This is a genomic window from Salmonella sp. WC3, assembly GCF_042932255.1.
GTDB lineage: Bacteria > Pseudomonadota > Gammaproteobacteria > Enterobacterales > Enterobacteriaceae > Salmonella > Salmonella enterica.
The window spans coordinates 3,992,948-4,017,279 of record NZ_CP170629.1; the positions used below are offsets into that span (position 1 = coordinate 3,992,948).

Consider the following 24,332-nt stretch of genomic DNA (forward strand, 5'->3'; position numbering starts at 1 on the left):
GCTACCGGGCTTACAGAGACAATGTAAGCCGGATAACGCGCACTCGCCGCCCGGCATATTAACTCAGTATGATGCCTGCCGGCGCTGCCAGATCCACAGCGCCGCGATCGCCAGCGCGAACAGCACGCCAAAGCCGATACCTATCGCCACAGCCGGAACGCCAACCAGCACCGCCAGCGAGTACAGTCCCAGCATTAATAGCATGGCGCTATTCTCGCCCAGATTTTGTACGGCAATGGCATTCCCGGCGCCAACGCTCTTCTTACCACGCTCCTGGAGCAAAGCGTTGAGCGGCACCACAAAAAAGCCGCCCAGCATACCTATCAACAGCAACAAGGCATAAGCAGGCAGCAATGCGTGCTGTAATGAGAAGATCGCAACCACAACGCCAATCAAAATCCCGGCGGGCATACAGCACGATACGGTCTCCAGCGTCACCAGTTTTGCCGCCGCGCCCGCGCCGACCACAATGCCTACCGCCACCATGGCGTTCAGGTAAGTCGGCGTGGCGTTATCCGTAATACCCAGCGCCACCGGCACCCACAGCACCAGCAGAAAACGCAGCGTCACGCCTGCGCCCCAGAATAGCCCGGTCCCCACCAGCGAAAACCGCGTTTCACCGTTACGCCAAAGGACAACGCAAGCGCTGAAGAAACTACGCGTCATCGCCGACAACCGCCAGGATTGTCCTGGACGCGCCGCCACAAGCTTCGGGATAAACAGGTTCGCCGCCACTGCGCCAGCGTAGGCCAACGCGCAGGCAACCAGCGCGGCGATGACATGCCAGTCGGCCAATACGCCGCCCGCGACGGAACCGAGCAAAATCGCCGCAATCGTAGAGGCTTCCATCAGGCCATTGGCTTTCACCAGCTTATCGCCCGTCGTCAGTTCGCCCAGAATACCGTATTTCGCCGGAGAATAAGCCGCCGCGCCAATCCCGACCAACGTATAACCGACAAAAGGATTTATGCCGAGGCAGATACCTGCCGCTCCCGCCAGTTTAAGACCATTGGCGACCATCATCACCCGGCCTTTGGCAAAGCTGTCCGCTATCTGGCCGACAAACGGCGCAAAAAGAATGTAAGCGCCCACAAACACCATTTGCAAAACAGGCTGGCTCCAGTCCGGGTAAAACTGAGCTTTCAGCAGTGCCAGCGTCGCGAACAGCAGCGCATTATCGCCAAAAGCCGAGAGAAACTGCGCGACAATCACCGACAGCATCCCTTTCGACCAGATGGAGGTGTTAGTACGTACTGACTCACTCATGATGTTGTTCCGGCGCATCCACCCAACTTTTCAGCGTCACAAAATCGGGTTTCCCGCTGCCAAGCAAGGGAAGCTGTTTCAGATAACGGATATCACGCGGGACGGCAAGTTCCGGAATACCGTGTTCACGGGCATAGTGCTGTAATTTTTCTCGGGTGAGTTCGCTGTCAGTCGTAAACAGTACCAGCGCTTCACCTTTGCTGGCATCGCTTTTAATGGCGGTAGCGTGCATTTTGTCCGCCGAAACGCCAAGCGCCAGTTGCTCGACCATCTCCAGCGAGACCATTTCGCCAGCAATTTTCGCAAAGCGTTTCGCGCGCCCCTGAATCTGCACAAAACCATTTTCATCGAAGCGTACAATATCGCCCGTGTCGTACCAGCCGCGCTCGGTTTCGCCTCTGGCGTTTTCCGCCGACGGCACCTCCAGCACGCCCGGTTTTTCCACACGCAGATAGCCATTCATGATATTAGGCCCTTTCAGCTGTAGCCGACCGCCGTTTTCAATACCGGGCACCGCCAGCAGACGCGCGTCCATGCCAGGCAGAATGCGGCCAACAGTGCCAGGCTTAGCCGCCATCGGCACGTTAATCGAGACTACTGGCGCGCATTCCGTTACCCCGTAGCCCTCAAGAATGCGCAAACCGAATTTATCCTGCCACAGTTGTTTGGTGCTCTCCTGAAGTTTTTCCGCACCGGCCACCACATAGCGCAGGCGATAAAAATCATACGGATTGGCAAAGCGCGCATAGTTGCCGAGGAAGGTTGACGTACCAAACAACACGGTACAGTTACGGTCATAGACCAGTTCCGGCACAATGCGGTAGTGCAGCGGACTTGGATAAAGAAACACTTCCGCGCCGGTCAACAACGGCGTAAACAGGCCCACCGTCAAACCGAACGAGTGAAAGAGCGGCAGCGCCGACATAAAACGGTCATTGGCGGTGAAATCCGCAATCGTTTTTATCTGCTCGACGTTCGCCAGAATGCTTTTATGGCTGTGCACCACCCCTTTCGGGTGCCCTTCCGAGCCGGAGGTAAAAAGAATGATCGCCGCGTCTTCCGGCTGCTGTTTTACCTGCGCCAGTCGCGGCGCCAGGAGGTGGGCAAAAATCCACAGCTTGTCGGCGGGTGTGACGTCCGCTTTTAAATCTTCCAGGTAAACCCAGCGAACCTGCGTTAGCTGCTCCGGCAGGTGCCACAATTTACCTTTATCGAGGAACTGGCGGGAGGTAAAAATCGTTTTAATTTCCGCCGCGGTAATCGCGCTGGTCAGCCCTTTTACCCCCGCCGTGTAGTTCATCATGGCCGGAATGCGGCGACGAGAAACCGCGCCGAAAATCACCGCCGCGCTGATGGCGGCATTCGGCAGCATTAAACCGATTTTCTCGCCCTCAACGCTGTACTTTTCCAGAATCCGGCCAACAAAAAGCGTCTTGGTCAGTAACTTACGATACGTATCCGGCGTAAAGTTAATGTCCTCAATACAGTTTTTACCCGCGCCGTAACGATATTGCGCCGCCAGCAACGATTCGTATAACGTCTCGCGCGGGCGCACCGCCATACGCGCTTCCATCATGATCTGGTGCAGCATCTCACCCGCTATCTTACGTCTGTCGCGCGCGCGCGGCGCTTCCGGCATCGGTATTTGCGTCGGCGGTAAAATATGAAGCTGAATGCGGGGGAATAAGCGCCGTTTAACCAGACCTTTCAGGCGACTGAAAGGGGTCAGCTCCGCGCCGTCAATACGGAGCGGAATGACGGTTGCGCCCGATTTTGCCGCCACAAAGCCTGCGCCGTCATAAATTTTCATCAGCGAGCCGGTCACGGAAATCCGCCCTTCCGGGAAAATCACCACTGGACGCCCCTGCTCCACCAGACGCACCAGGTGTTTAATGGACATGGGTTTAGTGGGATCGAGCGGTACAAAATCGATCAGCGGCGTTAACCAGCGCATATACCATTGCTGGCTGATGGAGGTATATACCGCAAAGACAGGCCGTACCGGCAAAAACAGCGCCAGTAGCATACCATCGATAAATGAAACGTGATTGGGGGTAATTAAGACCCAGTTCCCCTGTAGCGCCCGGACATCGCCAGTGACGCGCACACGATAAAGCACGCGAAACAGGTTACGGAAAAATCCAAACAGCATTTCAACTCCCTTTGGCCGACAATTCGCTAAAACATGAATTGTGGCAGATTACACGAGTTGCGTAACAGGAGCGATAGCAAAATAGGTTCGAAAAAAAACCTGCGCATCCGCGCAGGTTGGTGCAAGAGACAGGTACGAAGAGCGTACCGAATAATCTCACCAATCAATACCTCTGGGATCTTGATTGTGGGCTTCGCGCGTCTGCATCGCCAGTCCGAAAACGCAAAGGAATAAACGGAAATGCAACGAGTTGTGTAAATTATCCGTTACTGTTACAGGTTCAGGCGAAACAAAAAAAACCTGCGCATCTTTACGCAGGTTGGTGTAATTCGTGTGATCAACAATGACGTTGATTCCACCTATCAATACCTCTGGGATCACCACTCTATCAACCTGACTCGCTGGCCTGCCAGCAGACAATCGCAACAGCGCTTCGCAAACTGTAACGAAAGATTTGTATTGTCACTTTACAGACGCATTTCTCCCGTGCAGGTCACATTTGCCCGACACGGCGGGGCAAGAGGCTTGAACAGACGTTCATTTTCCGTAAAACTGGCGTAATGTAAGCGTTTACCCACTATAGGTATTATCATGGCGACCATAAAAGATGTAGCCCGACTGGCCGGTGTTTCAGTCGCCACCGTTTCTCGCGTTATTAACGATTCGCCAAAAGCCAGCGAAGCGTCCCGGCTGGCGGTGACCAGCGCAATGGAGTCCCTGAGCTATCACCCTAACGCCAACGCGCGCGCGCTGGCACAGCAGGCAACGGAAACCCTCGGTCTGGTGGTCGGCGACGTTTCCGATCCTTTTTTCGGCGCGATGGTGAAAGCCGTTGAACAGGTGGCGTATCACACCGGCAATTTTTTACTGATTGGCAACGGGTATCATAACGAACAAAAAGAGCGTCAGGCTATTGAACAGTTGATTCGTCATCGTTGCGCAGCGTTAGTGGTACACGCCAAAATGATTCCGGATGCGGACCTGGCCTCATTAATGAAGCAAATCCCCGGCATGGTGCTGATTAACCGCATTTTACCGGGGTTAGAACACCGCTGTGTCGCGCTGGATGACCGTTACGGGGCATGGCTGGCGACCCGACATCTGATCCAGCAAGGTCATACGCGTATTGGGTATATCTGTTCCAATCACACTATCTCTGATGCCGAAGATCGCCTGAGGGGCTATTACGATGCGCTGGCGGAAAGCCATATCCCGGCTAACGATCGGCTGGTGACGTTCGGCGAACCGGATGAAAGCGGCGGCGAGCAGGCGATGACTGAGTTATTAGGTCGCGGCAGAAATTTTACCGCGGTGGCCTGCTATAACGACTCGATGGCGGCCGGCGCGATGGGAGTATTAAATGATAATGGCGTGGGGGTGCCGGGCGAAGTATCGCTCATCGGTTTTGATGATGTACTGGTCTCACGCTATGTGCGTCCCCGACTGACCACCATTCGGTATCCGATCGTCACCATGGCGACACAGGCGGCGGAGCTGGCCTTAGCGCTGGCAGGGAAATGCCCTACGCCAGAAGTAACTCATGTATTTAGTCCGACACTGGTACGCCGACATTCGGTGTCCACGCCGACGGATACCGGGCACCTGTCGACAACCGATTAATCAGGGTAGCATGATGGCGACAATGCTGGATGTTTCCCGCCATGCGGGCGTATCAAAGGCCACCGTCTCACGAGTGCTGAATGGGACGGGGCAGGTAAAAGAAAGCACGCGCCAGAAAGTGTTTACGGCGATGCAGGCTCTGGACTATCGCCCCAACCTGCTGGCACGCTCGCTGGCAAATCGCACCAGCAACAGCATCGGTCTGGTCGTCTCTACGTTTGACGGCTTCTATTTTGGCAGTTTGTTGCGCCGGGCGTCGCGCCAGGCGGAGTTTCATAACAAGCAGTTGATCGTCACCGATGGTCACGATACGCCGGAACGAGAGCAGAAAGCCGTACAAATGTTGGCCGACAGACAGTGCGACGCTATTATTCTTTACACTCGCTATATGGATGAGCCGGCGATTTTGTCGTTGATTGACGCCACGGAAATGCCGCTGGTGATTATTAATCGCAACGTCACTCAGGCCCGCGATCGCGCTATTTTCTTCGAGCAGGAGACGGCGGCATTCCAGGCGGTGGAATATCTGATTACGCAGGGCCATCGCGATATCGCCTGTATTACGCTGCCTGTTCATACTCCCACCGGCACATCACGCGTAGCGGGTTATCGCAAGGCGCTGGAAAAGTATGGCATTCCCTGGCAACCGGCAAAAGTGAAATACGGCGATTACACGCTGACGCGCGGCTATGACGCCTGCCGGGAATTACTGGAGGAAGGCGTCACGTTTAGCGCGCTATTCGCCTGTAATGATGACACGGCGCTGGGCGCGGCAAAAGCGCTGCGCCAGGCCGGATTACGCATCCCACAGGATGTGTCGCTGTTTGGTTTTGACGATGCGCCGGGCGCAACCTGGCTTGAGCCGGGGCTTTCAACAGTCTATTTATCCATCGAGGATATGATAGCCACCGCGATCGATCAGGCCGTTCGTCTGGCGAACAGCGAGCCGGTCGCCCCGATCCCGCCCTTTACCGGCACGCTGATTCTGCGCGAGTCCGTCGCCGCGGGCCCGTTTTTTCAACGTCCGGCCTAATGAGGCGCTTCAGAGCATCTCCAGCGCTAACAGCTCTTCAATGGTCTGACGACGGCGGATCAGCCGCGCCTGTCCATTGTCAAACAGTACTTCCGGCAGGAGCGGGCGGCTGTTGTAATTCGATGACATAGACGCGCCGTACGCGCCGGTATCGTGCAATACGAGGTAATCGCCGGGGATGACCGCAGGTAAGGCGCGTGTTTCAACCATTCCCCCTTCCTGCTGCGTAAAAACATCGCCTGATTCGCATAGCGGCCCGGCTACCACCGTCTCGACCCACGGGCCATTTTCAAGCGCGCGACCATCCGCCGCCAGCGCCGAAATACGGTGATAGCTACCGTACATCGCCGGGCGCATCAGATCGTTAAAACCCGCATCTACCAGCACGAAATGGCGGCTTCCCATCTGTTTTACGCTACGTACCTGCGTTACCAGCACGCCCGATTGCGCCACCAGAAAACGTCCGGGTTCGATCTCAAGTTTGACCGCATGTCCCAGATGGCGGGCGATTTGCTCGCGCGCCGCGTTCCACAGACCATAGTAATGGCGCGTATCAACGGGCTCTTCTCCCTCATGATAAGGTATCGAGAGTCCGCCGCCTGCCGAAATCGCGTCCAAATCCTGACCACATTCCAGCACCTGGCGAACCATCGCGCCGCAAACCTGCTCCAGATGACCATAATCGACGCCGGAACCAATGTGCATATGGATACCGACAAGTTTCAGTCGGTATTTCTGCATTACCGCCAGCGCCGCCGGAAGATCGCTATGCCAGATGCCGTGTTTGCTGTTTTCGCCCCCGGTGTTGGTTTTCTGGCTGTGGCCGTGACCAAAGCCAGGATTCACGCGCAACCAGATGCGATGCCCAGGCGAAACCTGACCAAGCTGCGTCAGCATATCTACCGAACCGGCATTGACCGGAATATGCAGTTCGCTGACGCGCGCCAGCGTGGCGGCGTCAATCACATCGGCGGTAAAAACGATATCATCAGGGCACGTTTGCGGATCGTAGCCCGCCGCCAGCGCACGTTCGATCTCCCCCAATGAAACAGAATCCACCTTGACACCCTGCGCGCGCATTAAGCGCAGGATATGAATGTTCGAACAGGCTTTTTGCGCAAAACGCACAACGTCAAACTGCTGCAGGGCGGCTATCTGACGGCGAATAATGTGCGCGTCATAGACCCAGACCGGACAGCCGAATTCAGCAGGCAATCTGAGCAAATTTTCAGCGTTAAGGTCGGTTTCAGCGTAATAATGCGGCAATGACATAACAAACTCCGGAACAGGCTTTTTAACGATTACGCCATACCTTAGAAAGAATAAAAAATATCGTTTTATTGTCAGTCTATGCAAAAATGATATGGGATAAATGATTCAGGGAAACGTATGGCTGCCGTTAATTTACGTCACATTGAAATTTTTCATGCCGTAATGACCGCCGGAAATCTCACCGAAGCGGCGCGGCTGCTGCATACCTCGCAGCCTACCGTCAGTCGCGAGCTGGCGCGTTTTGAGAAAGTGCTGGGATTAACGCTGTTTGAGCGCACACGCGGGCGCTTACATCCGACGGTGCAAGGGCTACGCCTGTTCGAAGAGGTACAACGCTCCTGGTATGGGTTGGATCGCATCGTCAGCGCGGCGGAAAGTCTGCGCGAGTTCCGTCAGGGCGAACTCTCTATCGCCTGCCTGCCGGTGTTTTCACAATCCTTTTTGCCGCCGTTACTACCGCCTTTTCTGGCGCGTTATCCGGATGTCAGCCTGAATATTGTGCCGCAGGAGTCGCCGTTGCTGGAAGAGTGGCTCTCCGCCCAGCGCCACGACTTAGGGCTGACGGAGACGCTTCATGCCCCGGCAGGAACAACCCGTACCGAGTTACTAACGCTAAATGAAGTGTGCGTACTGCCCTGCGACCATCCGCTTGCCGCCAAAACGGTACTGACGCCAGACGATTTTCAGGGGGAAAACTTTATCAGCCTCTCCCGCCTGGACAGCTATCGACAGTTATTGGATACGTTATTTGCCGAACATCAGGTGAAGCGCAGAATGGTGGTGGAAACGCATAGCGCGGCCTCCGTCTGCGCGATGGTGCGCGCCGGGGCGGGCGTTTCGATCGTTAACCCGCTGACCGCGCTGGACTATGCCGCCAGCGGCGTCACCGTTCGCCGCTTCAGCATTGACGTGCCCTTTACCGTCAGCCTGATTCGCCCGCTACACCGCCTTGCCTCCGCGCTGGTTGACGCCTTCAGTAAGCATTTACAAACGCACCTTTCGCGCCTGGTCGAACCGCTGGAGGTTATTCTGGGGCCGATGACGAAAGCATAAAGCTCACGGCATCTGCGGCATGAATTGCCGTGGTATCGAAAACCGGTAGCGCGCTTTGCGTCTGGGGAACAAGCAAACCTATTTCAGTGCAGCCAAAAATAACGCCCTGCGCGCCTTGCGCAGCCAGTTGTTCGATAACCTGTAAATAATAGTGGCGCGACGCGTCGGTGAATGTCCCCTGACAGAGCTCGTCAAAAATGACCTGATTGATACGCGCCCGATCGTCCGCCTCCGGCACGATGGTCTCAATCGCAAATTGCTGTTCCAGCCGCCCGCGATAAAAATCCTGCTCCATCGTATAGCGGGTCCCTAATAGCGCCACGCGATGCAACCCCTGACGGGCGATGGCTCGCCCGGTAGCATCCGCGATGTGTAGGAAAGGCAGAGAACAACGAGATTCAATAATGTGCGCGATTTTATGCATGGTGTTGGTACACAGCACAATGCCTTCTGCGCCCGCCTGCTGTAACCCCTGCGCGGCCTGCGCCAGGATATCGCCCGCTTTATCCCACTCGCCGCGGCGTTGACATACTTCAATATCGTGGAAATCTACGCTATGCAGCAGTAAGCTCGCCGAGTGCAGGCCTCCCAACTGCTGTTTAATGCCTTCATTGATTAAACGGTAATAAGGGATAGTCGATTCCCAGCTCATACCACCCAACAGTCCGATCGTTTTCACTGCGCTCTCCTTTTTGTAAGGCATTATGGCAGTGAAGCAAACTTACACATCCGTTTCCAGTCTATTTTTCATCATGCCGGATAACAGGCGTCATCCGGCATGGGAGGGGGGATTACACGCCAATATTTCTTAGCTTCTCGCCCGCCATTAGCTTGCGTTCGATATGCTCCAGGGTGACATTTTTGGTTTCCGGAATCAGCCAGAAAGTGATACCGATAAAAGCGATATTCAGCGCGGTGTAGAGCCAGAATGTACCTGCCGCGCCAATGCTGTCCAACAGTGTCAGGAATGTCGCGCCGATGATCATGTTCGATACCCAGTTTGTCGTGGTTGAACAGGTAATGCCAAAATCACGACATTTCAGCGGCTGGATTTCCGAACACAGTATCCACACCACCGGAGCGGCGCTCATCGCGTAACCGGCGATACACATCATCGTCATCCCAACGGAAAGCCAGGAGAGACCGCTTGATGCCGTACCGTTATCAAACTGCATCAGGCAGTAGCCCAACACCAATGTCCCTAACGCCATTACGCTGAAACCGATTTTTAACGCCGGTTTACGCCCGGCCTTATCGACCGTAAAGACGGCGATAAAAGTCGCGAACATAAAGGTCAGTCCGACCACCAGCGTAGCGATCATTTGCTGTTCCGTGGTGGTAAAGCCGGCCATTTTAAAAATGCGCGGCGCATAGTACATAATGATGTTCATGCCGGTGAACTGCTGCATTGCCTGTAGCAGCATACCGAGGAACACGGCGCGGCGAACATTGCGGTTAGCTTTAAATAATGCCCACCCGCCCTGCTTGAGTTTGAGGCTTTCCCGAATCTCATTCAGTTCATCACGGGCTTTTTCCGAGGTATCGCGCAGCATACGCAGCACCTCTTCCGCTTCAATATGGCGACCTTTTTGCGCCAGCCAACGCGGACTATTCGGCAAGAATACCACCAGAATAATGAGCAACACCGCAGGCAGCGCCAGTACGCCCAACATCGCGCGCCAGTTGCCGCTGTAGCTGAATGCCGTATCGGATAAAAAAGCCAGCACAATGCCTAACGTCACCATCAGTTGATACATACTGATCATTTTGCCGCGAACATTTTCGCTAGCCATTTCAGAGAGATAAAGCGGCGCGGTATAGGACGCAATCCCTACTGCTACGCCCAGTATCACGCGGGCGCCAATCAATACTTCCACGCTGGAAGCAAACGCCGACCCCAGCGAGCCGAGCACGAACAAAATCGCGCCGGCCATCAGGCTATACTTACGCCCCAGCCGAAATGAAAGCCAGCCGTTAAATAATGCGCCAATTGCCGCGCCAAGCATCATACTGCTGACGACCCATTCCTGCAGCCGACTGGTCAGCACGAAATGGTCGGTAATAAAAGGCAGCGCCCCGGCGATAACGCCGATATCCAGACCAAATAACAGTCCCGCTACCGCCGCAGAAACCGAAACAAACATATTCATACGTCGTGTGTCGCGAAGCGAACGCGGCGTTAAAGCAGAGTCATTAATAGAGACCATATTTTCCTGCCACCACAGAGTAAGACATAGCCTGAAAGTACGGGATACTCTTCCTCAAGTGTCAGGCTGGAAACGGCATAAATATGGATTAAATGGCTACGCTATAGCGATATGTGATGGATATTACACTTTTTAAATTTAACGCCGTTGCCAGGTATTTTTTCAAACCACCAATATTTCAATAAGTTAAATCATTGATTATAGCTATTATTTAATAATATATGGATTAAGTTAAACCCACAATATGGACTATGCTAATGAGATCATAAAAAAACCCTGTCCGAGGACAGGGCTTTATCAGTTTTTTCGGCCAAAGAGTCGATTTTCCCAGAAACGCATTTGTCAGTAGCGGATTAACGCGCCAGCCAACCGCCATCTACCGCTATGGTATAGCCGTTAATATAATCAGCGGCGCTGGATGCCAGGAAGACTACCGGGCCCATTAAATCGCCCGGTAGCCCCCAACGTCCAGCCGGAATACGGTCGAGAATTTCGGCGCTACGTTGTGCATCAGCGCGCAATTGCTGGGTATTATTCGTGGACATATAGCCCGGCGCGATGGCGTTTACATTGATATTGTGTTTCGCCCACTCGTTCGCCATCAGACGCGTTATTCCCATTACGCCGCTTTTCGACGCGGTATAAGACGGAACGCGAATACCTCCCTGGAAGGAGAGCATTGACGCGATATTAATAATTTTGCCGCCGTTGCCCTGGGCAATAAAATGTTTTGCCGCCGCCTGAGACATAAAGAACACGCTCTTAATGTTCAGGTTCATGACGTCATCCCAGTCTTTTTCCGTGAAATCAATCGCATCTTCACGACGGATCAAACCCGCGTTATTCACCAGAATATCAATATGACCGTATTCCGCCACCGCCCGTTCCAGTAGCGCCGGAATACCATCGATTTGGCGCAGATCGGCCGTCAGGCTTAAAAAACGACGTCCCAGAGCGGTGACGCGCGCAATAGTTTCCGTCGGTTCAACAATGTTAATACCGACAATGTCACAGCCCGCTTCCGCCAGCCCTAACGCCATCCCCTGCCCCAATCCGGTATCGCACCCCGTCACAACTGCGACTTTACCTTCAAGAGAAAATGCATTCAAAATCATTGTTAATCCTTATTTTTGTCATGCCTGTCACGCACAGGCGTTATCACCGGTCGCGACTAGCGCAGATCTTGTACCGCAACGTGATCCATGTCATCGAAGACCTGATTTTCTCCCACCATGCCCCAAATAAACGTATAGGCTTTGGTGCCAACGCCGGAATGTATTGACCAGCTTGGGGAAATAACCGCCTGTTCATTACGCATCACAATATGACGGGTTTCCTGAGGCTGCCCCATCATATGGAAAACGCAACTGTCCTCTTCCATATTGAAATAGAGGTAAACTTCCATACGGCGCTCATGGGTATGGCATGGCATGGTGTTCCATAGATTGCCGGGCGCCAGTTCGGTGAGTCCCATACTGAGCTGACAGGTTTCCAGTACATCCGGTACGAAGTATTTATTGATGGTGCGACGGTTACTGGTGAGGTTATCGCCTAAGGTGACGGGCGCAACGTCGGCAGGCGACACTTTTTTCGTCGGATAAGCGGTGTGCGCTGGCGCGCAGTTGTAATAAAACTTCGCCGGTCTGCTCGCCTCATTGCTGACGAAGACCAGCTCTTTCGCCCCTTTACCAATATACAGAGCATCACGATGACCAATGTCATGGCGCTGCCCGTCAACAATAATGGCGCCCGCGCCGCCAATATTAATGACGCCCAGCTCGCGGCGGTCCAGTAACCGGGAAACGCCAAGCTGTTTACCCACCTCTCCGCCGATTTCAACGGGATGGCTGACGGGCATAATGCCGCCGACAATAATACGGTCGATATGGCTGTAGACCATCGTATATTCATCTGCGACAAAAATATTTTCTATTAAAAACTCGCGTCGCAGCGCCTGGGTGTCCAGCGTTTTAGCATGCTCGCTATGGATACTTTGCCTTACGTCCACTTTTCCCTCCAATGATAAATCGATCGCAACGGCATAAAATCAAAACACTGTTTTGATTTATTTAACGGCATCATAGTCGCCTGGATAAAGGTTTTCAACAATAAATAAAACAACGTTTCATTTTTATGTCTGGTTATTTTTAAAACTGCTGTAGCGATCACGATCAGCGCTAAAACTTACGCATTTGTCTGATTTTCAGACATGCGCGCCAGATGCTGTATGCGGTTACCCAGATAAAAATTAGAGCTTGTTTTAGAACGAGGTCTGATGTGCGAATTGAATTAAAAGCGGTATGCGTCTGCAATACCCGACGCGGCAAAACGTCCTGTGCTATAACGAAAAAGGGGGGCTGTCACTGGCTTTGCCCTCGTGATAGAGGGCTTTTTATGACGGAATACTGAAACAGGGAAAGGATGGCTGGCGTAGGATCAGTCGCGTTCAATGGTTAAAGCAACGCCCTGACCGCCACCGATACACAGCGTCGCCAGGCCTTTACGCGCGTCGCGTTTAACCATTTCGTGAACCAGTGAAACCAGAATTCGACAGCCGGAAGCGCCAATGGGATGCCCCAGCGCAATCGCGCCGCCATTAACGTTTACCCGTCGCTCATCCCATTCCAGCATTTTTCCTACCGACAACGCCTGGGCGGCAAACGCTTCGTTGGCTTCGATAAGGTCGACCTCCGTCAGTTGCCAGCCGGCACGCTCCAGACAGCGCCGGGTAGCATATACCGGCGCAATCCCCATTAGCGCAGGATCGACGCCGACGCTGGCAAACGCGCGGATGCGCGCCAGCACCGGCAGCCCCAGCGCCTGGGCTTTCGTCTCGCTCATCATCATCACCGCGGCAGCGCCATCGTTGATTGAGGAAGCATTACCCGCCGTCACCGAACCTAAACTATCAAACGCCGGATGCAGCAGGGCTAACCCCTCCGCACTGGCGTCGGCCCGCGGTTGTTCATCCGTATCGACAATTGCGGTCTGCCCATTACGTTGCGTGACGATGGGGACAATCTCATCTTTAAAACGCCCGGTATCAATCGCGGCCCTGGCTTTTTGCTGCGAACTGAGCGCATAAGCATCCTGTAACTCGCGGCTGATGCCATATTCCCGCGCCAGGTTTTCTGCCGTCACGCCAATGTGATAATCGTTGAAGGCATCCCATAAGCCATCATGTACCAGACTATCCACCAGATTGTCGGCATCAGGCAACGCGCCGGTACGGCTGTCATTGAGGACATGCGGCGCACGGCTCATATTCTCCTGCCCGCCCGCAATAACAATGTCCGCTTCGCCGCACTGAATAGCCTGCGTCGCCAGGTGCAACGCTTTTAAACCGGAACCACAAACGTCATTAATGGTAATAGCGGAAACGGTAGTCGGCAGCCCTCCTTTGATGGCTGACTGGCGCGCCGGATTCTGCCCGGCGCCAGCCGTCAGTACCTGACCGAGGATGACCTCATCGATAGCGTTAGCGTCCACGCCGGTGCGCTCAATTAACGCTTTTACGACCATGCTCCCCAGCTCGACGGCGGAATGACGGGCCAGCGTTCCCTGAAAACAGCCGATGGGTGTCCGTAAAGCCCCCACTATCACAACCTCTTTCATTACCACCTCAGCGCAAAATGACACCGCCATAGTAGAGCATTGTTAAAATTAGTTATCTTGATTGTTTAAAAAAAGTGAGTTTTATCACAAAGGAAATAACGCTGATTTGACGGTGACGCAGCTTATTTCTGCTGCAAATGGTAGCGAAGCCAGTTCCCTGCCGTTCCGGGCGGCGTCTTCTTGTTCCACAGCAAATCAATAGCAATCGCCCTCGGCCAGCCAGGAACATCCAACTGCGCCAGCGGTTTTTCTGCCGCAAACTCTTCCACCAGCGCGCAGGGCAATACGCACCAGCCAAATCCCTGAACCGCCATGCTCAACAGCAATAAATAGTTTGGCGCTGACCAGGCCGGGCCGCGCGTAATGTTGGCGTTAGATTCAAGGTAGGTATTCAGACGCAGCTAGCGCCAGGTATGCAGTTGCTCCCATTGCAGGTTCGTCTGCGACGCCAACGGATGCGTGGTCGCCACATAAACCCCCATCCAGCTTTGAACAGGCAGACGCGTCGCGCCAATGTTTGTGGGATAGTCATCACGCGCTTCAATCAGGCCTATCTGGGCGCGCCCTTTTTGCAGCAGGTCGATGACATCATCATTTTCTCCGATCAAGCATTCAAACTCGGTATGCGGAAATTGACGATCAAACTGCGCCATTAACTCTTCCAGACTGTCAGGGTGCAGGGTATCAGAGAGGACGAACGTGAGTCTTGCCTCCGTCTCGCCGGATAACGTCAGCGCCACCTCATCCAAACGATCGCTCGCCAATAAAATAGCCTGAACATAGCTAAGCACCCGTTTTCCTTCTTCGGTCAGAACGGGCTGGCGCGAAGATCGATCAAATAATGAAAATCCCAGATCCGCCTCCAGATGCGCAATGGCGGTACTAATGGTGGACTGGCTTTTACGCAGGCGGCGCGCCGCAGCAGAAAACGAACCGCAAGAGACGGTCTCAACAAATGCCATTAACGCTTCAGGTGAGTAACGCATAACCTATCTACTTTATCGATGGATGTTATCTTTTAGGTATCACATTAAACGATAAAATAGCGGAAATTTCTTTAGTTTGATTAAGAGTAAGGTTTTTTCGTTTATGCAACATGACGCCATACAACGTCGCTCGCTGCCGGAGCGTATTTTCCATGCTGTCTGTTTTGAAGGTATTGCGACTGCGATACTGGCGCCAACGACCGCCTGGCTAATGCAGCGCTCGGTGCTGGAGATGGGCGGCCTGACGATATTGCTGGCAACGACGGCCATGATCTGGAATATCATTTATAACGCTCTGTTTGATCGACTGTGGCCCGCGCATCAGGTGAGACGAACCGCCAAAGTGCGCGCACTCCATGCGTTAGGATTTGAAAGTGGGTTTATTGTCATTGGCGTGAGTATTGTCGCCTGGGTACTGAATGTCAGCCTGCTACAAGCATTCACCCTGGAAATTGGTTTCTTCCTGTTCTTTTTGCCGTACACGATGCTGTACAACTGGGCATACGATGTTTTACGCCAGCGAATAGTGACCCGCCGCCAACAGCGCGTTAGTGCATGATATTGCTCTTTTTTGCCGGGATCGCAACGCTCCCGGCCCTCCGCCTCCACGACATCCATCTGCTTAAAACGCCCCCAACTGACGCTATTTATGGTAAATTGCGCTTCTTTTTGTGTGTTTTATAGTTGATAAATTCAAATAATGTCTAAAATTTGGTCAAAAGATGAGACTCTCTGGAGTTTTGCATTATACGGAACGGCTGTAGGCGCAGGCACTCTTTTCCTTCCCATCCAGTTGGGATCGGCAGGCGCAATCGTGCTATTTATTACCGCGCTGGTCGCCTGGCCTCTGACATACTGGCCGCATAAGGCGCTGTGTCAGTTTATTCTTTCCTCAAAGACTTCTGCAGGTGAGGGAATTACTGGCGCCGTTACTCATTATTACGGCAAGAAAATCGGCAGTATTATTACCACGCTTTATTTCATTGCGTTTTTTGTCGTGGTATTAATTTATGCTGTGGCGATTACCAATTCCCTGACAGAGCAATTAGCGAAGCATATTCAGATAGATATTCGCATCCGGATGGCAGTTAGCTTCGGCGTAGTACTTATCCTGAATATGATTTTCTTAATGGGAAGACATGCCACTCTTCGCGTAATGGGCTTTTTAGTCTTTCCACTTATCGCTTACTTCTTGTTCCTTTCGCTCTACTTAACCGGAAGCTGGCAACCCTCGTTACTGACCGGGCAGATGTCTTTGGATAGTCACACGTTGCACCAGGTATGGATTTCTATTCCGGTGATGGTTTTTGCTTTTAGCCATACGCCCATTATTTCGACGTTTGCCATCGACAGACGGGAAAATTTTGGCGATCAGGCCATGGATAAATGCAAAAAGATCATGAAGGTCGCCTATCTGATTATCTGCCTGAGCGTGCTGTTCTTTGTCTTTAGCTGCCTGCTCTCCATTCCGCCGTCATACATTGAAGACGCACGCAACGAAGGCGTTACCATCCTTTCCGCGCTCTCGATGATGCCCAATGCGCCGGCCTGGCTCTCTATTTCCGGTATTATCGTTGCCGTCGTGGCCATGTCGAAATCTTTCCTCGGCACCTATTTCGGCGTCATCGAGGGCGCAACCGAAATGGTAAGAACCACCCTACAGCAGGTTGGCGTGAAAAAAAGCCGGGCGTTCAATCGCGCGCTGTCTATCATGCTGGTTTCCGGGATTACGTTTATTATTTGCTGTATTAACCCGAATGCCATCTCTATGATTTATGCCATTAGCGGCCCGCTCATTGCGATGATTCTGTTTATTATGCCCACGTTGTCAACGTACCTGATACCGGCATTGAAACCCTACCGTTCAGTAGGTAATTTCATTACGTTGGTCGTCGGTTTACTTTGCGTATCGGTGATGTTTTTCGGCTAAAGTAAAAGATAGCCGGGATATAACTCCCGGCTATTTTATATAAGAATCCAGCACCTTTAATATTACGTCCAGATCTTCTTCACGTCTGGCTTCATCACTCTGATGAACGATATGCTCGGTCAGATGCCCTTTAATCACCTCACGCATTAAGCCATTTACCGCGCCGCGAATCGCCGCGATCTGTTGTAACACGGCCGCGCATTCATGCGGTTCATCCAGCATTTTTTTTAGCGCTATCACCTGTCCCTGAATCTTGCTGGTTCTGGCTTTAAGCTTTTGTTTGTCCCGGATGGTATGTGACATTGCAACACCTCACTAACATTAACGAATACAAATTATAGCATTACGATGCTACTGGGGGTAGTATTCCATACTGGGGGGGGGGGAGTAGAATGACGCCCCACATAAAACAACTAAGAATCATTCTCATGGGTGAATTTTCGACACTTCTTCAGCAAGGAAACGGCTGGTTCTTCATTCCCAGCGCCATTTTATTAGGTATTTTGCACGGGCTTGAACCAGGGCACTCCAAAACTATGATGGCGGCTTTTATCATTGCCATTAAAGGTACGGTTAAACAGGCTGTCATGCTCGGTCTGGCAGCAACGCTTTCTCATACCGCGATCGTCTGGTTAATCGCGCTGGGTGGGATGTATCTTAGCCGGGCATTCACCGCACAATCAGTGGAACCATGGCTGCAGTTAATTTCTGCGATCATTATTCTGAGCACCGCGTGCTGGATGTTCTGGCGGACATGGCGAGGCGAGCAGCAGTGGCTGGCGGGAAACCACCATCACGACCACCATCACGACCACCATTACGACCATGACCATGACCATGACCATGACCATGACCATCATGGTCACATACATCCGGAAGGCGCAACGTCAAAAGCGTATCAGGATGCCCATGAACGCGCCCATGCTGCCGATATTCAACGCCGTTTTGATGGTCAAACAGTGAATAATGGACAGATCCTGCTGTTCGGCCTGACCGGAGGGCTTATCCCCTGTCCGGCTGCGATCACCGTTTTACTGATTTGTATCCAGCTTAAAGCGTTTACGCTGGGTGCCACGATGGTGCTGAGCTTTAGTCTTGGCCTGGCATTAACGCTGGTGACGGTAGGCGTTGGCGCGGCGATAAGCGTTCAACAGGCAGCAAAGCGCTGGAGTGGTTTTTCGACGCTTGCCCGGCGGGCGCCCTATTTTTCGAGCATTCTGATTGGTCTGGTCGGCGTGTATATGGGAATTCATGGCTATACCGGGATCATGCAGTAAATATGTAACGCTTCTGCTCAGGCCGTATCATTCACGTCGGGTTTCATTCCAGAAGCGTTTTTACTTATCAAACGGTATGAAAGGCCATACATTCAGCGTCCCGCCTGAATTCTGTATTTTACTCCACTACAGGCAAAACATACCCCACCGCCACCGGGTGTAGCCGGCGTGTCAGTGTTTCTGGATAGGGTCGCCGGAGGCGGGTTATTGCGGAGCGATAAACGGAGTTCGCTGCAGTGATTTACAAAACCGGGTACCAAACAGCAGTTCCCGTAATCGGTTCCGCATTCCCAGCTTCACCAGTAACCGGTATTTGTCCTGCCAGATTTGCTTCTCCTGTGTATTCAGCCTTCCACACAACGCTGACAACCTTCCTCGTCCACGGTAAACTTCCTGAAGCAAGCGTAATTGGGCCAGGCTCACTCCACATGCCAGTATCTCCCGGTGCATCAACTGGTCCATATAGTTCATCAACCGCTTCGGATTGTTAAATATCGGTGGCACTTCCAGAAAGCCCGTCACCGGAGCCGGAGATAACAAAAAGGCGTCCAGCTCTCCTGTCCTGCGCAGGCGTGCGCCCCCGGCCCACTGTTCACCCCGCCGCCCCCGGATAAGTATCTCCGCCAGTTCCGGCTCCAGCAGCGCCGGGATGCCGCCGTATACCTTCAGTACCACCCGGTCGCTGAAAAACAGCTCATCGCTGATAACCATAACCGGGTAGTCCGGCAGTATCTGTCTCAGGGAATAGAACAAAAAGAGATGTTCACGGGGACGCAGACACAGTATCAGTATGGCCTCCGGTTTCCGACGTAATTGCTGCAACAGAACAGGCAGCCTGTATGCGGTTTCACAGTTGCAGCCCGGCAGAAATCTTCGGACCAGGTGTGCCACGGCGATCGTCACCGGCCAGCAGTCACCGTAAACGATAATCTGCCGGGCCGGCATCCGGTTATGTTCCGTCATCCTCATCCTCCTTCTTTTTCAGGATTTTCCCCGCATTTCTGTTACTGCACAGCCGGTTCCACAGTTCATTTGCCATCGACCTGTCACCATTACCGACCCGGCGTTTTGATACCGGCGGCGGTCCGGCCTTTTCACGGCGCGTGGACGGGGTGGGACTGTCAAGAACCCGTATAACATAAATCTCATAGCGTCGTGCTTTATTGGGCAGGGTCTGGTGACGGCAGATGCTAACCACCCGCGATGTTTTGCTTCGCAGATAGGCAATCAGGTAGCTGGCCCGTCTGGCCGTGATGTGAAACGCCTCTGCTATCTGGTTACGCTGAACCCAATTCTGCTGTAACAGGCACCAGTGTGCCACGATGATATACAGGGGCTCGCCGGCATACTGGCGGACACTTACCGGAATAAAACAGGCATCATGGTTGGTCTGTCCGGGATAATGAATATCGTTACCTGAAAAAACTATCTTCTCTTTTGATTTATCAGAAGACATGCAGACTCTCCGTTTTTTAGTGAAAAAGACCGAGAAGAAAAAAATAATCATAAAGATAAATTTATATCTATTTTTAATTAACTATCAGGAAATGGTATTTAATTCTGCTAATTGTAAGTAACAATCACTGTCATTGCGGCTGAAAAAGCACCTGTTTTAATTACCGCACCGGGTATAGCTTCGACCTTTGCTTTATACTGTTTTATAATTTTGCCACCAGCACCGTTATCAAGATGGATAGTTCCCATATCTGTTTTCATATTAAATTTAACTGGTGTGTTATTATCCACATCAATTACCGACAGTCTGAATCCATTGTTTTCTTGTTTATTATTCTTAAGAATTACGGTGCTGTCAGCATCTGCCAGTGTCAGATCGTTGGTCCTGAACTCTATAGCCAGTGGGGCGTCGAACGGGATCTGCGTTCCGACATTCTGTTGTGCTGTAACGGTGAAAGGTACTTCCCTGGGCACCATGGTTTCCTTATATTCCGTATAAAAATGCCCCATTTTGATGGTAGCAGAAGGAGAAATAATAACCTTGCCTGAGTTGTCAGGAATCATCCTGATATTAAAGGCAGAAACCGACAAAGGTGTATACGGTTTAGTTGGTGGCGGTACGGTTGATGGTTTATAGGGAAGAATATCAAATGTACTTGCCGGAACGTTTATGTTCAAAAAAACATATTTAAAACTTTGTTCAACATAAATACGTACAGTAAGTTTTCCACTCAGATTATATGTTTTATTCTGTTCCAACTCTTGACCAAATATCTTTGAGCTGGACCAGCCGACAAAACCTGCCTGTATCTCCCGCCATGAAAATTTAACAGGATCTCGACTACCCTCCTGAATAAACAACTCCATACCAAGACCGCTCTTTTTCAGGGCTTCCACCATTGGTTGCACATTCTTAAGACTGATAGTGGCATTATAAGGTTCTGAATAAGTATTAATTGCAGTTATGCAGGTATAACTGAAGGGAATGTCTTTAATTGTCTGTAGTTCATCACCTGTGCCATATTGCCCTGCTTTAATATTAATATTCTGGATGTTAACACTCCCAGTGGCATTACAATATGACCATTCGATAGCTGCCTGCGCAGAATCACAGACAGCAAAGAAAAAAAATACACCTGACAGTATCAGTGATTTCATATTGAATAATCTTCCTGTCATGATGTCGCCCCTGCGTCCTTAAACGCACAGTTCAGGGCATCGCAGGCGTAGCGGTTCATCTGCAGTCCCCCGTAATCATCAATATACCCCACCCACAGCGTCCGGGTTTCTGCCGGCAAAACAGCCTTTAAAGGCAGGCTCCCCAGGGGCGGCACCATCACGCCCTCGCTGAAACCGCTGAGCCTGTGGCTGCGGTCTGCTCCCAGCCACGCCACAGTGATGTAGTACGGCGTCGGGTTTCTGAGGGTCAGATGTCCCGCATTCCGCTCAGCAGTCAGCTTTCTTTCCGGCTGGTCACTGCTGCTTCTGATAATGGCTTTCGGACGGTAAAACAGTTTCAGCTGACTCTGCATGGCCAGTTGCAGGACGTTGTCGTCTTCTGACTTCGGGGGAACGCCCCGCACGTTAAACCAGAACAGTGTTTCCCTGTCCTGAGGGAGCTTATCTGTCAGCCCGCGAACCTGGGTGATACGGACCTGGGATTTCTGTCCGGCATCAATACGCTGCAGCGGCGGCAGCGCCATCAGCGCATCGGTTCTCACCCCGTCAGCATCCGTCACCCAGGACTGCGCCAGGAACGGCGTGGTTTTGTCATCGTTATTCAGCGTGATGGCCACCGTTTTCTGCGGCGCATCCATGATAATACGGGTCCGGTCAACATTGACGGCCGCCGGGCTGTACTGGCTCCATGCTGCCGCCAGTGCGAGTAAAATCACACGGCTTCTTCTGCTGTTTTTCACCTGTTTTCTCCTTTAGACCTGCTCTGTGACAGGGATATTTTTATCTGCAGGGCAGTAACAGCGGCCCCCGGCTGAGTGTCACCGTTTCCGGCAGGGTGAGTCTGCACTGCACCCGGCCATCCCAGGACACATTCAGGGTCCGGCGGTCTTCCCCGCTGAGACCTGTCAGGTAGGCCAGACCGCCATCTCCGACCATCCCCGCGGTTCTGCCGGTTTTCCCGGACACCACCAGGGCGCCAAACGGCGGACTTGCGCCATCAGCCAGCCGGATATGACCGAGCACCTGCTCCCCCTGGCTGGCGTCAATCTTCCGGTAGCCCACCGCGCCCTCCGTCAGTACCTGACTGACGACGGAGCTGCTGACGTCCACGTCCTCCGGCAGGGCGGCCACATCAACCGAAATATCGCTGCGGCGATAGCTGCTGCCGGCGCTCACCACGCCCACCCCGAAGCGGTTGGTCACCCCGCTGTTGCCGTTCACCGGCACACCGGCCACGTCTCCGGTATCTATCATCATGCGGGGCTCATTCCCGGCCATCGACTGGCTGAAAGCGGCACCGTGGGCGGTGGCAGTCACCGAGCCGTACCAGCTCAGGCCCAGGCTGCGGTACTGTCCGGGCTGCAGGGTGGCGTCCGCTGCCGCCTGGCCCCACGGCAGACGGCTCTGCACGCTGCCGCTGAAGCTGCTGTTGCTGCCGGTGTCATAACGGTTATGACCGGCGCTGATGTTCCATGTAGTGTCCGGGTTATGGAAATCGCTGTAATTCACGGTCTGCTGCAGGCCGCCCCGGTTATCTTTCTGTACGCTGTAACTCACCTGGCGGCTGTCTCCCCACGGGATACTGATGGTGGCGTAGACCTGGTTCTGGCTACCCCCGCCGGTGTACTGGTTACGGGCAAACGACACCGAGGCCGAGAGTCCCTGAAGGTCGCCGAGACTGAACACCTTGTTGAGGCTGAGCATGTAGTTATTGTTGGACTGTGCGTTCCAGTAATTGAGCCGGCTTACCGAGAGGGCCGCGCTCATGTTGAGTACCGGAACGGACTGGCTATAAGTCACGGTGTAGCTCTGTTTTTCATGCCATGCATCGCCGCCGTCAGTGGTCCGACGCTGCAGGTACTCCGGCATGGACAGAAAATGGCGGTCCGAGAAGCGGTATCCGACGAACGCCAGGGTACTGCCGGTTTTATCAAACGTTTTGGCATAGTTGATACGGTAGCTGTAACCGGACTGCTTCTGCCCATGCGGCAACCGCGCATCTGAGCGGGTGACGTCCGCAGACAGAGCGCCCAACAGCCCCATATTCTGGCCGATCCCGAGCGCCGCGGACTGGTAGTCGCCGGTGGAGGCAATGAGGCCGCCATACAGCGACGTGTTGTTAAATGCTCCCCAGGTGGCCTCCCCGAGCAGAAAGTCAGGGCTGACCGTGCTGTTGTTATGCGTCCCGCCGTACAGCGGACGTCCGGCGGCCACCTTATAGCGAACCTGTCCCTGGCGTGCCATAAAGGGGACGCTGGCCGTGTTGACCTGCCAGGTCCGGACGCTACCGTCGCTTTCCCGGACGCTGACATCCAGGTTGCCGCTGATATTCTGGCTCAGGTCGGGAAGCTCAAAAGGCCCCGGCGACACCCGGGTCTGGTACAGAATGCGACCATTCTGGCTGACGGTGACCTGTGCATTACTGTTCGCAATGCCGCTAATTTTCGGGGCATACCCCTGAAGAGAGGGCGGCAGCATGCGCTCATCGCTGGCCAAAGTGAGCCCGGCAAAGCGGAAGGAGTCAAAAATAGCGGAGCTGAGGTACGTCTGTCCGAGCGTCAGTTTTGAGCGCAGTGCTGGCAAGGCACGGAACAGATACGTCTGCGGCAGATAAAAATCGGACTGTGATGCGCCCTGCCCACTGTCAAAACGGCTGTACTGGTAATCGCTCCGCAATCGCCAGGCGCCGAGATTAAACCCGGCGGTGCCGTAGAGGCTGTAGCTGGTAGAGGCTTCCCCCTGCTGCGGCATATAGCGGTTGACCATCAGGCTGTAATCAAGCAGGCCGGCGGTGACGCCGTCGCTCCAGCGTGAAGGGGGCACCCAGTCCGGGTCCTGATAACGCATCCAGGCCTGGGGAATAATGAAGGTCAGACGCTGATTTTCAGCGCTGTACCGTACCTGACTGTCAGCGGAGCGCAGCTCAAGGCATTGCTCGTCCGGGATACCGGTAACGGGTTTCAGGCCATGAATAATCTTATCCTTAAGACCCAGCATGGCCACCATGTCTGTTGTCACACAGATGACGGCCGCGTCGAGTCCGGCAACCGGTACAACCCTGACCGGATACTGTTCCCGTACCGGCTGGTCATTGAGCCAGATATCGAGAATATAGTTACCGGGCGCCACATACCCCTTGCGGCTGAAGGCCGTGAGGTCCACGTTAGACAGGTTCCCGCTGTCCAGCAGGCTGGCATTGAACTCCGTGGCCTGCGACTTCAGGACGGAAAATGTCAGGGTAATCAGAATGGCAAGCCGGGTAATTTTCATGGCATGGCGCTTTCGTG

At 53.3% G+C, this 24,332-nt stretch carries 21 protein-coding genes and 1 pseudogene; 6 read left to right on the forward strand and 16 right to left on the reverse strand.

Annotation, left to right across the window (positions count from 1 at the left end; translation table 11 throughout):
- Positions 1-63: 63 nt before the first annotated feature.
- The 3 genes from lplT to ACFK9X_RS19515 all read right to left on the reverse strand — a co-directional run bounded on the left by lplT (position 64) and on the right by ACFK9X_RS19515 (position 3,802).
- Complete coding sequence (gene lplT / locus ACFK9X_RS19505; RefSeq protein WP_151117417.1) at positions 64-1,266, reverse strand: lysophospholipid transporter LplT; 1,203 nt, start codon at positions 1,264-1,266, stop codon at positions 64-66.
- Positions 1,259-3,418: a bifunctional acyl-ACP--phospholipid O-acyltransferase/long-chain-fatty-acid--ACP ligase gene (aas, locus tag ACFK9X_RS19510; protein WP_151117419.1), complete on the reverse strand. Its 2,160-nt coding sequence runs from the start codon at positions 3,416-3,418 to the stop codon at positions 1,259-1,261. Before aas ends, lplT begins: the two co-directional genes overlap by 8 nt.
- Before the next feature lie 156 nt (positions 3,419-3,574).
- Entirely contained in the window at positions 3,575-3,802 is a 228-nt protein-coding gene (locus tag ACFK9X_RS19515) for a hypothetical protein (RefSeq protein WP_391025632.1), read from the reverse strand.
- A 207-nt stretch (positions 3,803-4,009) separates the two neighbouring features.
- On the opposite strand from ACFK9X_RS19515, the gene galR reads away from it, so the two are divergent.
- Positions 4,010-5,038, forward strand: a complete 1,029-nt coding sequence (gene galR, locus ACFK9X_RS19520; RefSeq protein ID WP_000201030.1) for an HTH-type transcriptional regulator GalR — start codon at positions 4,010-4,012, stop codon at positions 5,036-5,038.
- A 10-nt stretch (positions 5,039-5,048) separates the two neighbouring features.
- Complete coding sequence (locus tag ACFK9X_RS19525) at positions 5,049-6,071, forward strand: LacI family DNA-binding transcriptional regulator (protein ID WP_151117972.1); 1,023 nt, start codon at positions 5,049-5,051, stop codon at positions 6,069-6,071.
- A 9-nt stretch (positions 6,072-6,080) separates the two neighbouring features.
- On the opposite strand, the gene lysA is transcribed toward ACFK9X_RS19525, so the two are convergent.
- Positions 6,081-7,343, reverse strand: coding sequence for a diaminopimelate decarboxylase (lysA, locus tag ACFK9X_RS19530; RefSeq protein WP_151117421.1), 1,263 nt, complete (start codon positions 7,341-7,343; stop codon positions 6,081-6,083).
- 117 nt (positions 7,344-7,460) lie between these two features.
- Between lysA and ACFK9X_RS19535 the strand changes: the two genes are divergently transcribed.
- Positions 7,461-8,396 carry a LysR family transcriptional regulator gene (locus tag ACFK9X_RS19535; protein ID WP_151117424.1) on the forward strand — a complete coding sequence of 312 codons (936 nt, stop codon included), beginning with the start codon at positions 7,461-7,463 and terminating at the stop codon, positions 8,394-8,396.
- Here the strand turns inward: ACFK9X_RS19535 and ACFK9X_RS19540 are convergent.
- The 6 genes and pseudogenes from ACFK9X_RS19540 to ACFK9X_RS19565 all read right to left on the reverse strand — a co-directional run bounded on the left by ACFK9X_RS19540 (position 8,368) and on the right by ACFK9X_RS19565 (position 15,204).
- Positions 8,368-9,075 carry an aspartate/glutamate racemase gene (locus tag ACFK9X_RS19540; protein WP_000848629.1) on the reverse strand — a complete coding sequence of 236 codons (708 nt, stop codon included), beginning with the start codon at positions 9,073-9,075 and terminating at the stop codon, positions 8,368-8,370. The genes ACFK9X_RS19535 and ACFK9X_RS19540 overlap by 29 nt on opposite strands.
- A gap of 112 nt (positions 9,076-9,187) precedes the next feature.
- Complete coding sequence (araE, locus tag ACFK9X_RS19545; protein ID WP_000253635.1) at positions 9,188-10,603, reverse strand: arabinose-proton symporter AraE; 1,416 nt, start codon at positions 10,601-10,603, stop codon at positions 9,188-9,190.
- Positions 10,604-10,956: 353 nt separating this feature from the next.
- The gene (gene kduD / locus ACFK9X_RS19550; protein ID WP_000602490.1) at positions 10,957-11,718 is read right to left on the reverse strand and encodes a 2-dehydro-3-deoxy-D-gluconate 5-dehydrogenase KduD; all 762 of its coding nucleotides are present in this window, start codon (positions 11,716-11,718) and stop codon (positions 10,957-10,959) included.
- Between the two features lie 56 nt (positions 11,719-11,774).
- Positions 11,775-12,611, reverse strand: a complete 837-nt coding sequence (gene kduI / locus ACFK9X_RS19555) for a 5-dehydro-4-deoxy-D-glucuronate isomerase (protein ID WP_000383270.1) — start codon at positions 12,609-12,611, stop codon at positions 11,775-11,777.
- Positions 12,612-13,039: 428 nt separating this feature from the next.
- Complete coding sequence (locus tag ACFK9X_RS19560) at positions 13,040-14,218, reverse strand: acetyl-CoA C-acetyltransferase (protein ID WP_000665983.1); 1,179 nt, start codon at positions 14,216-14,218, stop codon at positions 13,040-13,042.
- Between the two features lie 122 nt (positions 14,219-14,340).
- Positions 14,341-15,204, reverse strand: a pseudogene (locus ACFK9X_RS19565) (LysR family transcriptional regulator).
- Between the two features lie 103 nt (positions 15,205-15,307).
- Here ACFK9X_RS19565 and ACFK9X_RS19570 point away from each other — a divergent pair.
- Positions 15,308-15,763 (forward strand): multidrug/biocide efflux PACE transporter, encoded by a 456-nt coding sequence (locus ACFK9X_RS19570; protein WP_001519547.1) that lies wholly within the window; start codon positions 15,308-15,310, stop codon positions 15,761-15,763.
- 141 nt (positions 15,764-15,904) lie between these two features.
- On the forward strand, positions 15,905-17,134 hold the full coding sequence (locus ACFK9X_RS19575; RefSeq protein WP_000036837.1) for an amino acid permease: 1,230 nt from the start codon (positions 15,905-15,907) through the stop codon (positions 17,132-17,134).
- Positions 17,135-17,164: 30 nt separating this feature from the next.
- Here the strand turns inward: ACFK9X_RS19575 and rcnR are convergent, their stop codons facing one another.
- On the reverse strand, positions 17,165-17,437 hold the full coding sequence (rcnR, locus tag ACFK9X_RS19580) for a Ni(II)/Co(II)-binding transcriptional repressor RcnR (RefSeq protein WP_000019953.1): 273 nt from the start codon (positions 17,435-17,437) through the stop codon (positions 17,165-17,167).
- A gap of 125 nt (positions 17,438-17,562) precedes the next feature.
- On the opposite strand from rcnR, the gene ACFK9X_RS19585 reads away from it, so the two are divergent.
- Positions 17,563-18,411 carry a nickel/cobalt efflux protein RcnA gene (locus ACFK9X_RS19585; RefSeq protein ID WP_151117426.1) on the forward strand — a complete coding sequence of 283 codons (849 nt, stop codon included), beginning with the start codon at positions 17,563-17,565 and terminating at the stop codon, positions 18,409-18,411.
- A 204-nt stretch (positions 18,412-18,615) separates the two neighbouring features.
- Here the strand turns inward: ACFK9X_RS19585 and ACFK9X_RS19590 are convergent, their stop codons facing one another.
- From ACFK9X_RS19590 to stdB, 5 genes are all read right to left on the reverse strand, one after another.
- Positions 18,616-19,374, reverse strand: coding sequence for a transcriptional regulator (locus ACFK9X_RS19590; protein WP_000134797.1), 759 nt, complete (start codon positions 19,372-19,374; stop codon positions 18,616-18,618).
- Positions 19,361-19,867: a CaiF/GrlA family transcriptional regulator gene (locus tag ACFK9X_RS19595; RefSeq protein WP_000093331.1), complete on the reverse strand. Its 507-nt coding sequence runs from the start codon at positions 19,865-19,867 to the stop codon at positions 19,361-19,363. Before ACFK9X_RS19595 ends, ACFK9X_RS19590 begins: the two co-directional genes overlap by 14 nt.
- A 107-nt stretch (positions 19,868-19,974) precedes the next feature.
- The gene (locus tag ACFK9X_RS19600) at positions 19,975-21,045 is read right to left on the reverse strand and encodes a fimbrial protein (RefSeq protein WP_151117428.1); all 1,071 of its coding nucleotides are present in this window, start codon (positions 21,043-21,045) and stop codon (positions 19,975-19,977) included.
- Entirely contained in the window at positions 21,042-21,785 is a 744-nt protein-coding gene (gene stdC / locus ACFK9X_RS19605) for a fimbrial biogenesis chaperone StdC (protein WP_000798505.1), read from the reverse strand. The genes ACFK9X_RS19600 and stdC overlap by 4 nt, the downstream gene beginning before the upstream one ends.
- A gap of 40 nt (positions 21,786-21,825) precedes the next feature.
- Positions 21,826-24,315 (reverse strand): fimbrial outer membrane usher protein StdB, encoded by a 2,490-nt coding sequence (gene stdB / locus ACFK9X_RS19610; protein WP_151117430.1) that lies wholly within the window; start codon positions 24,313-24,315, stop codon positions 21,826-21,828.
- Positions 24,316-24,332 lie beyond the last annotated feature (17 nt).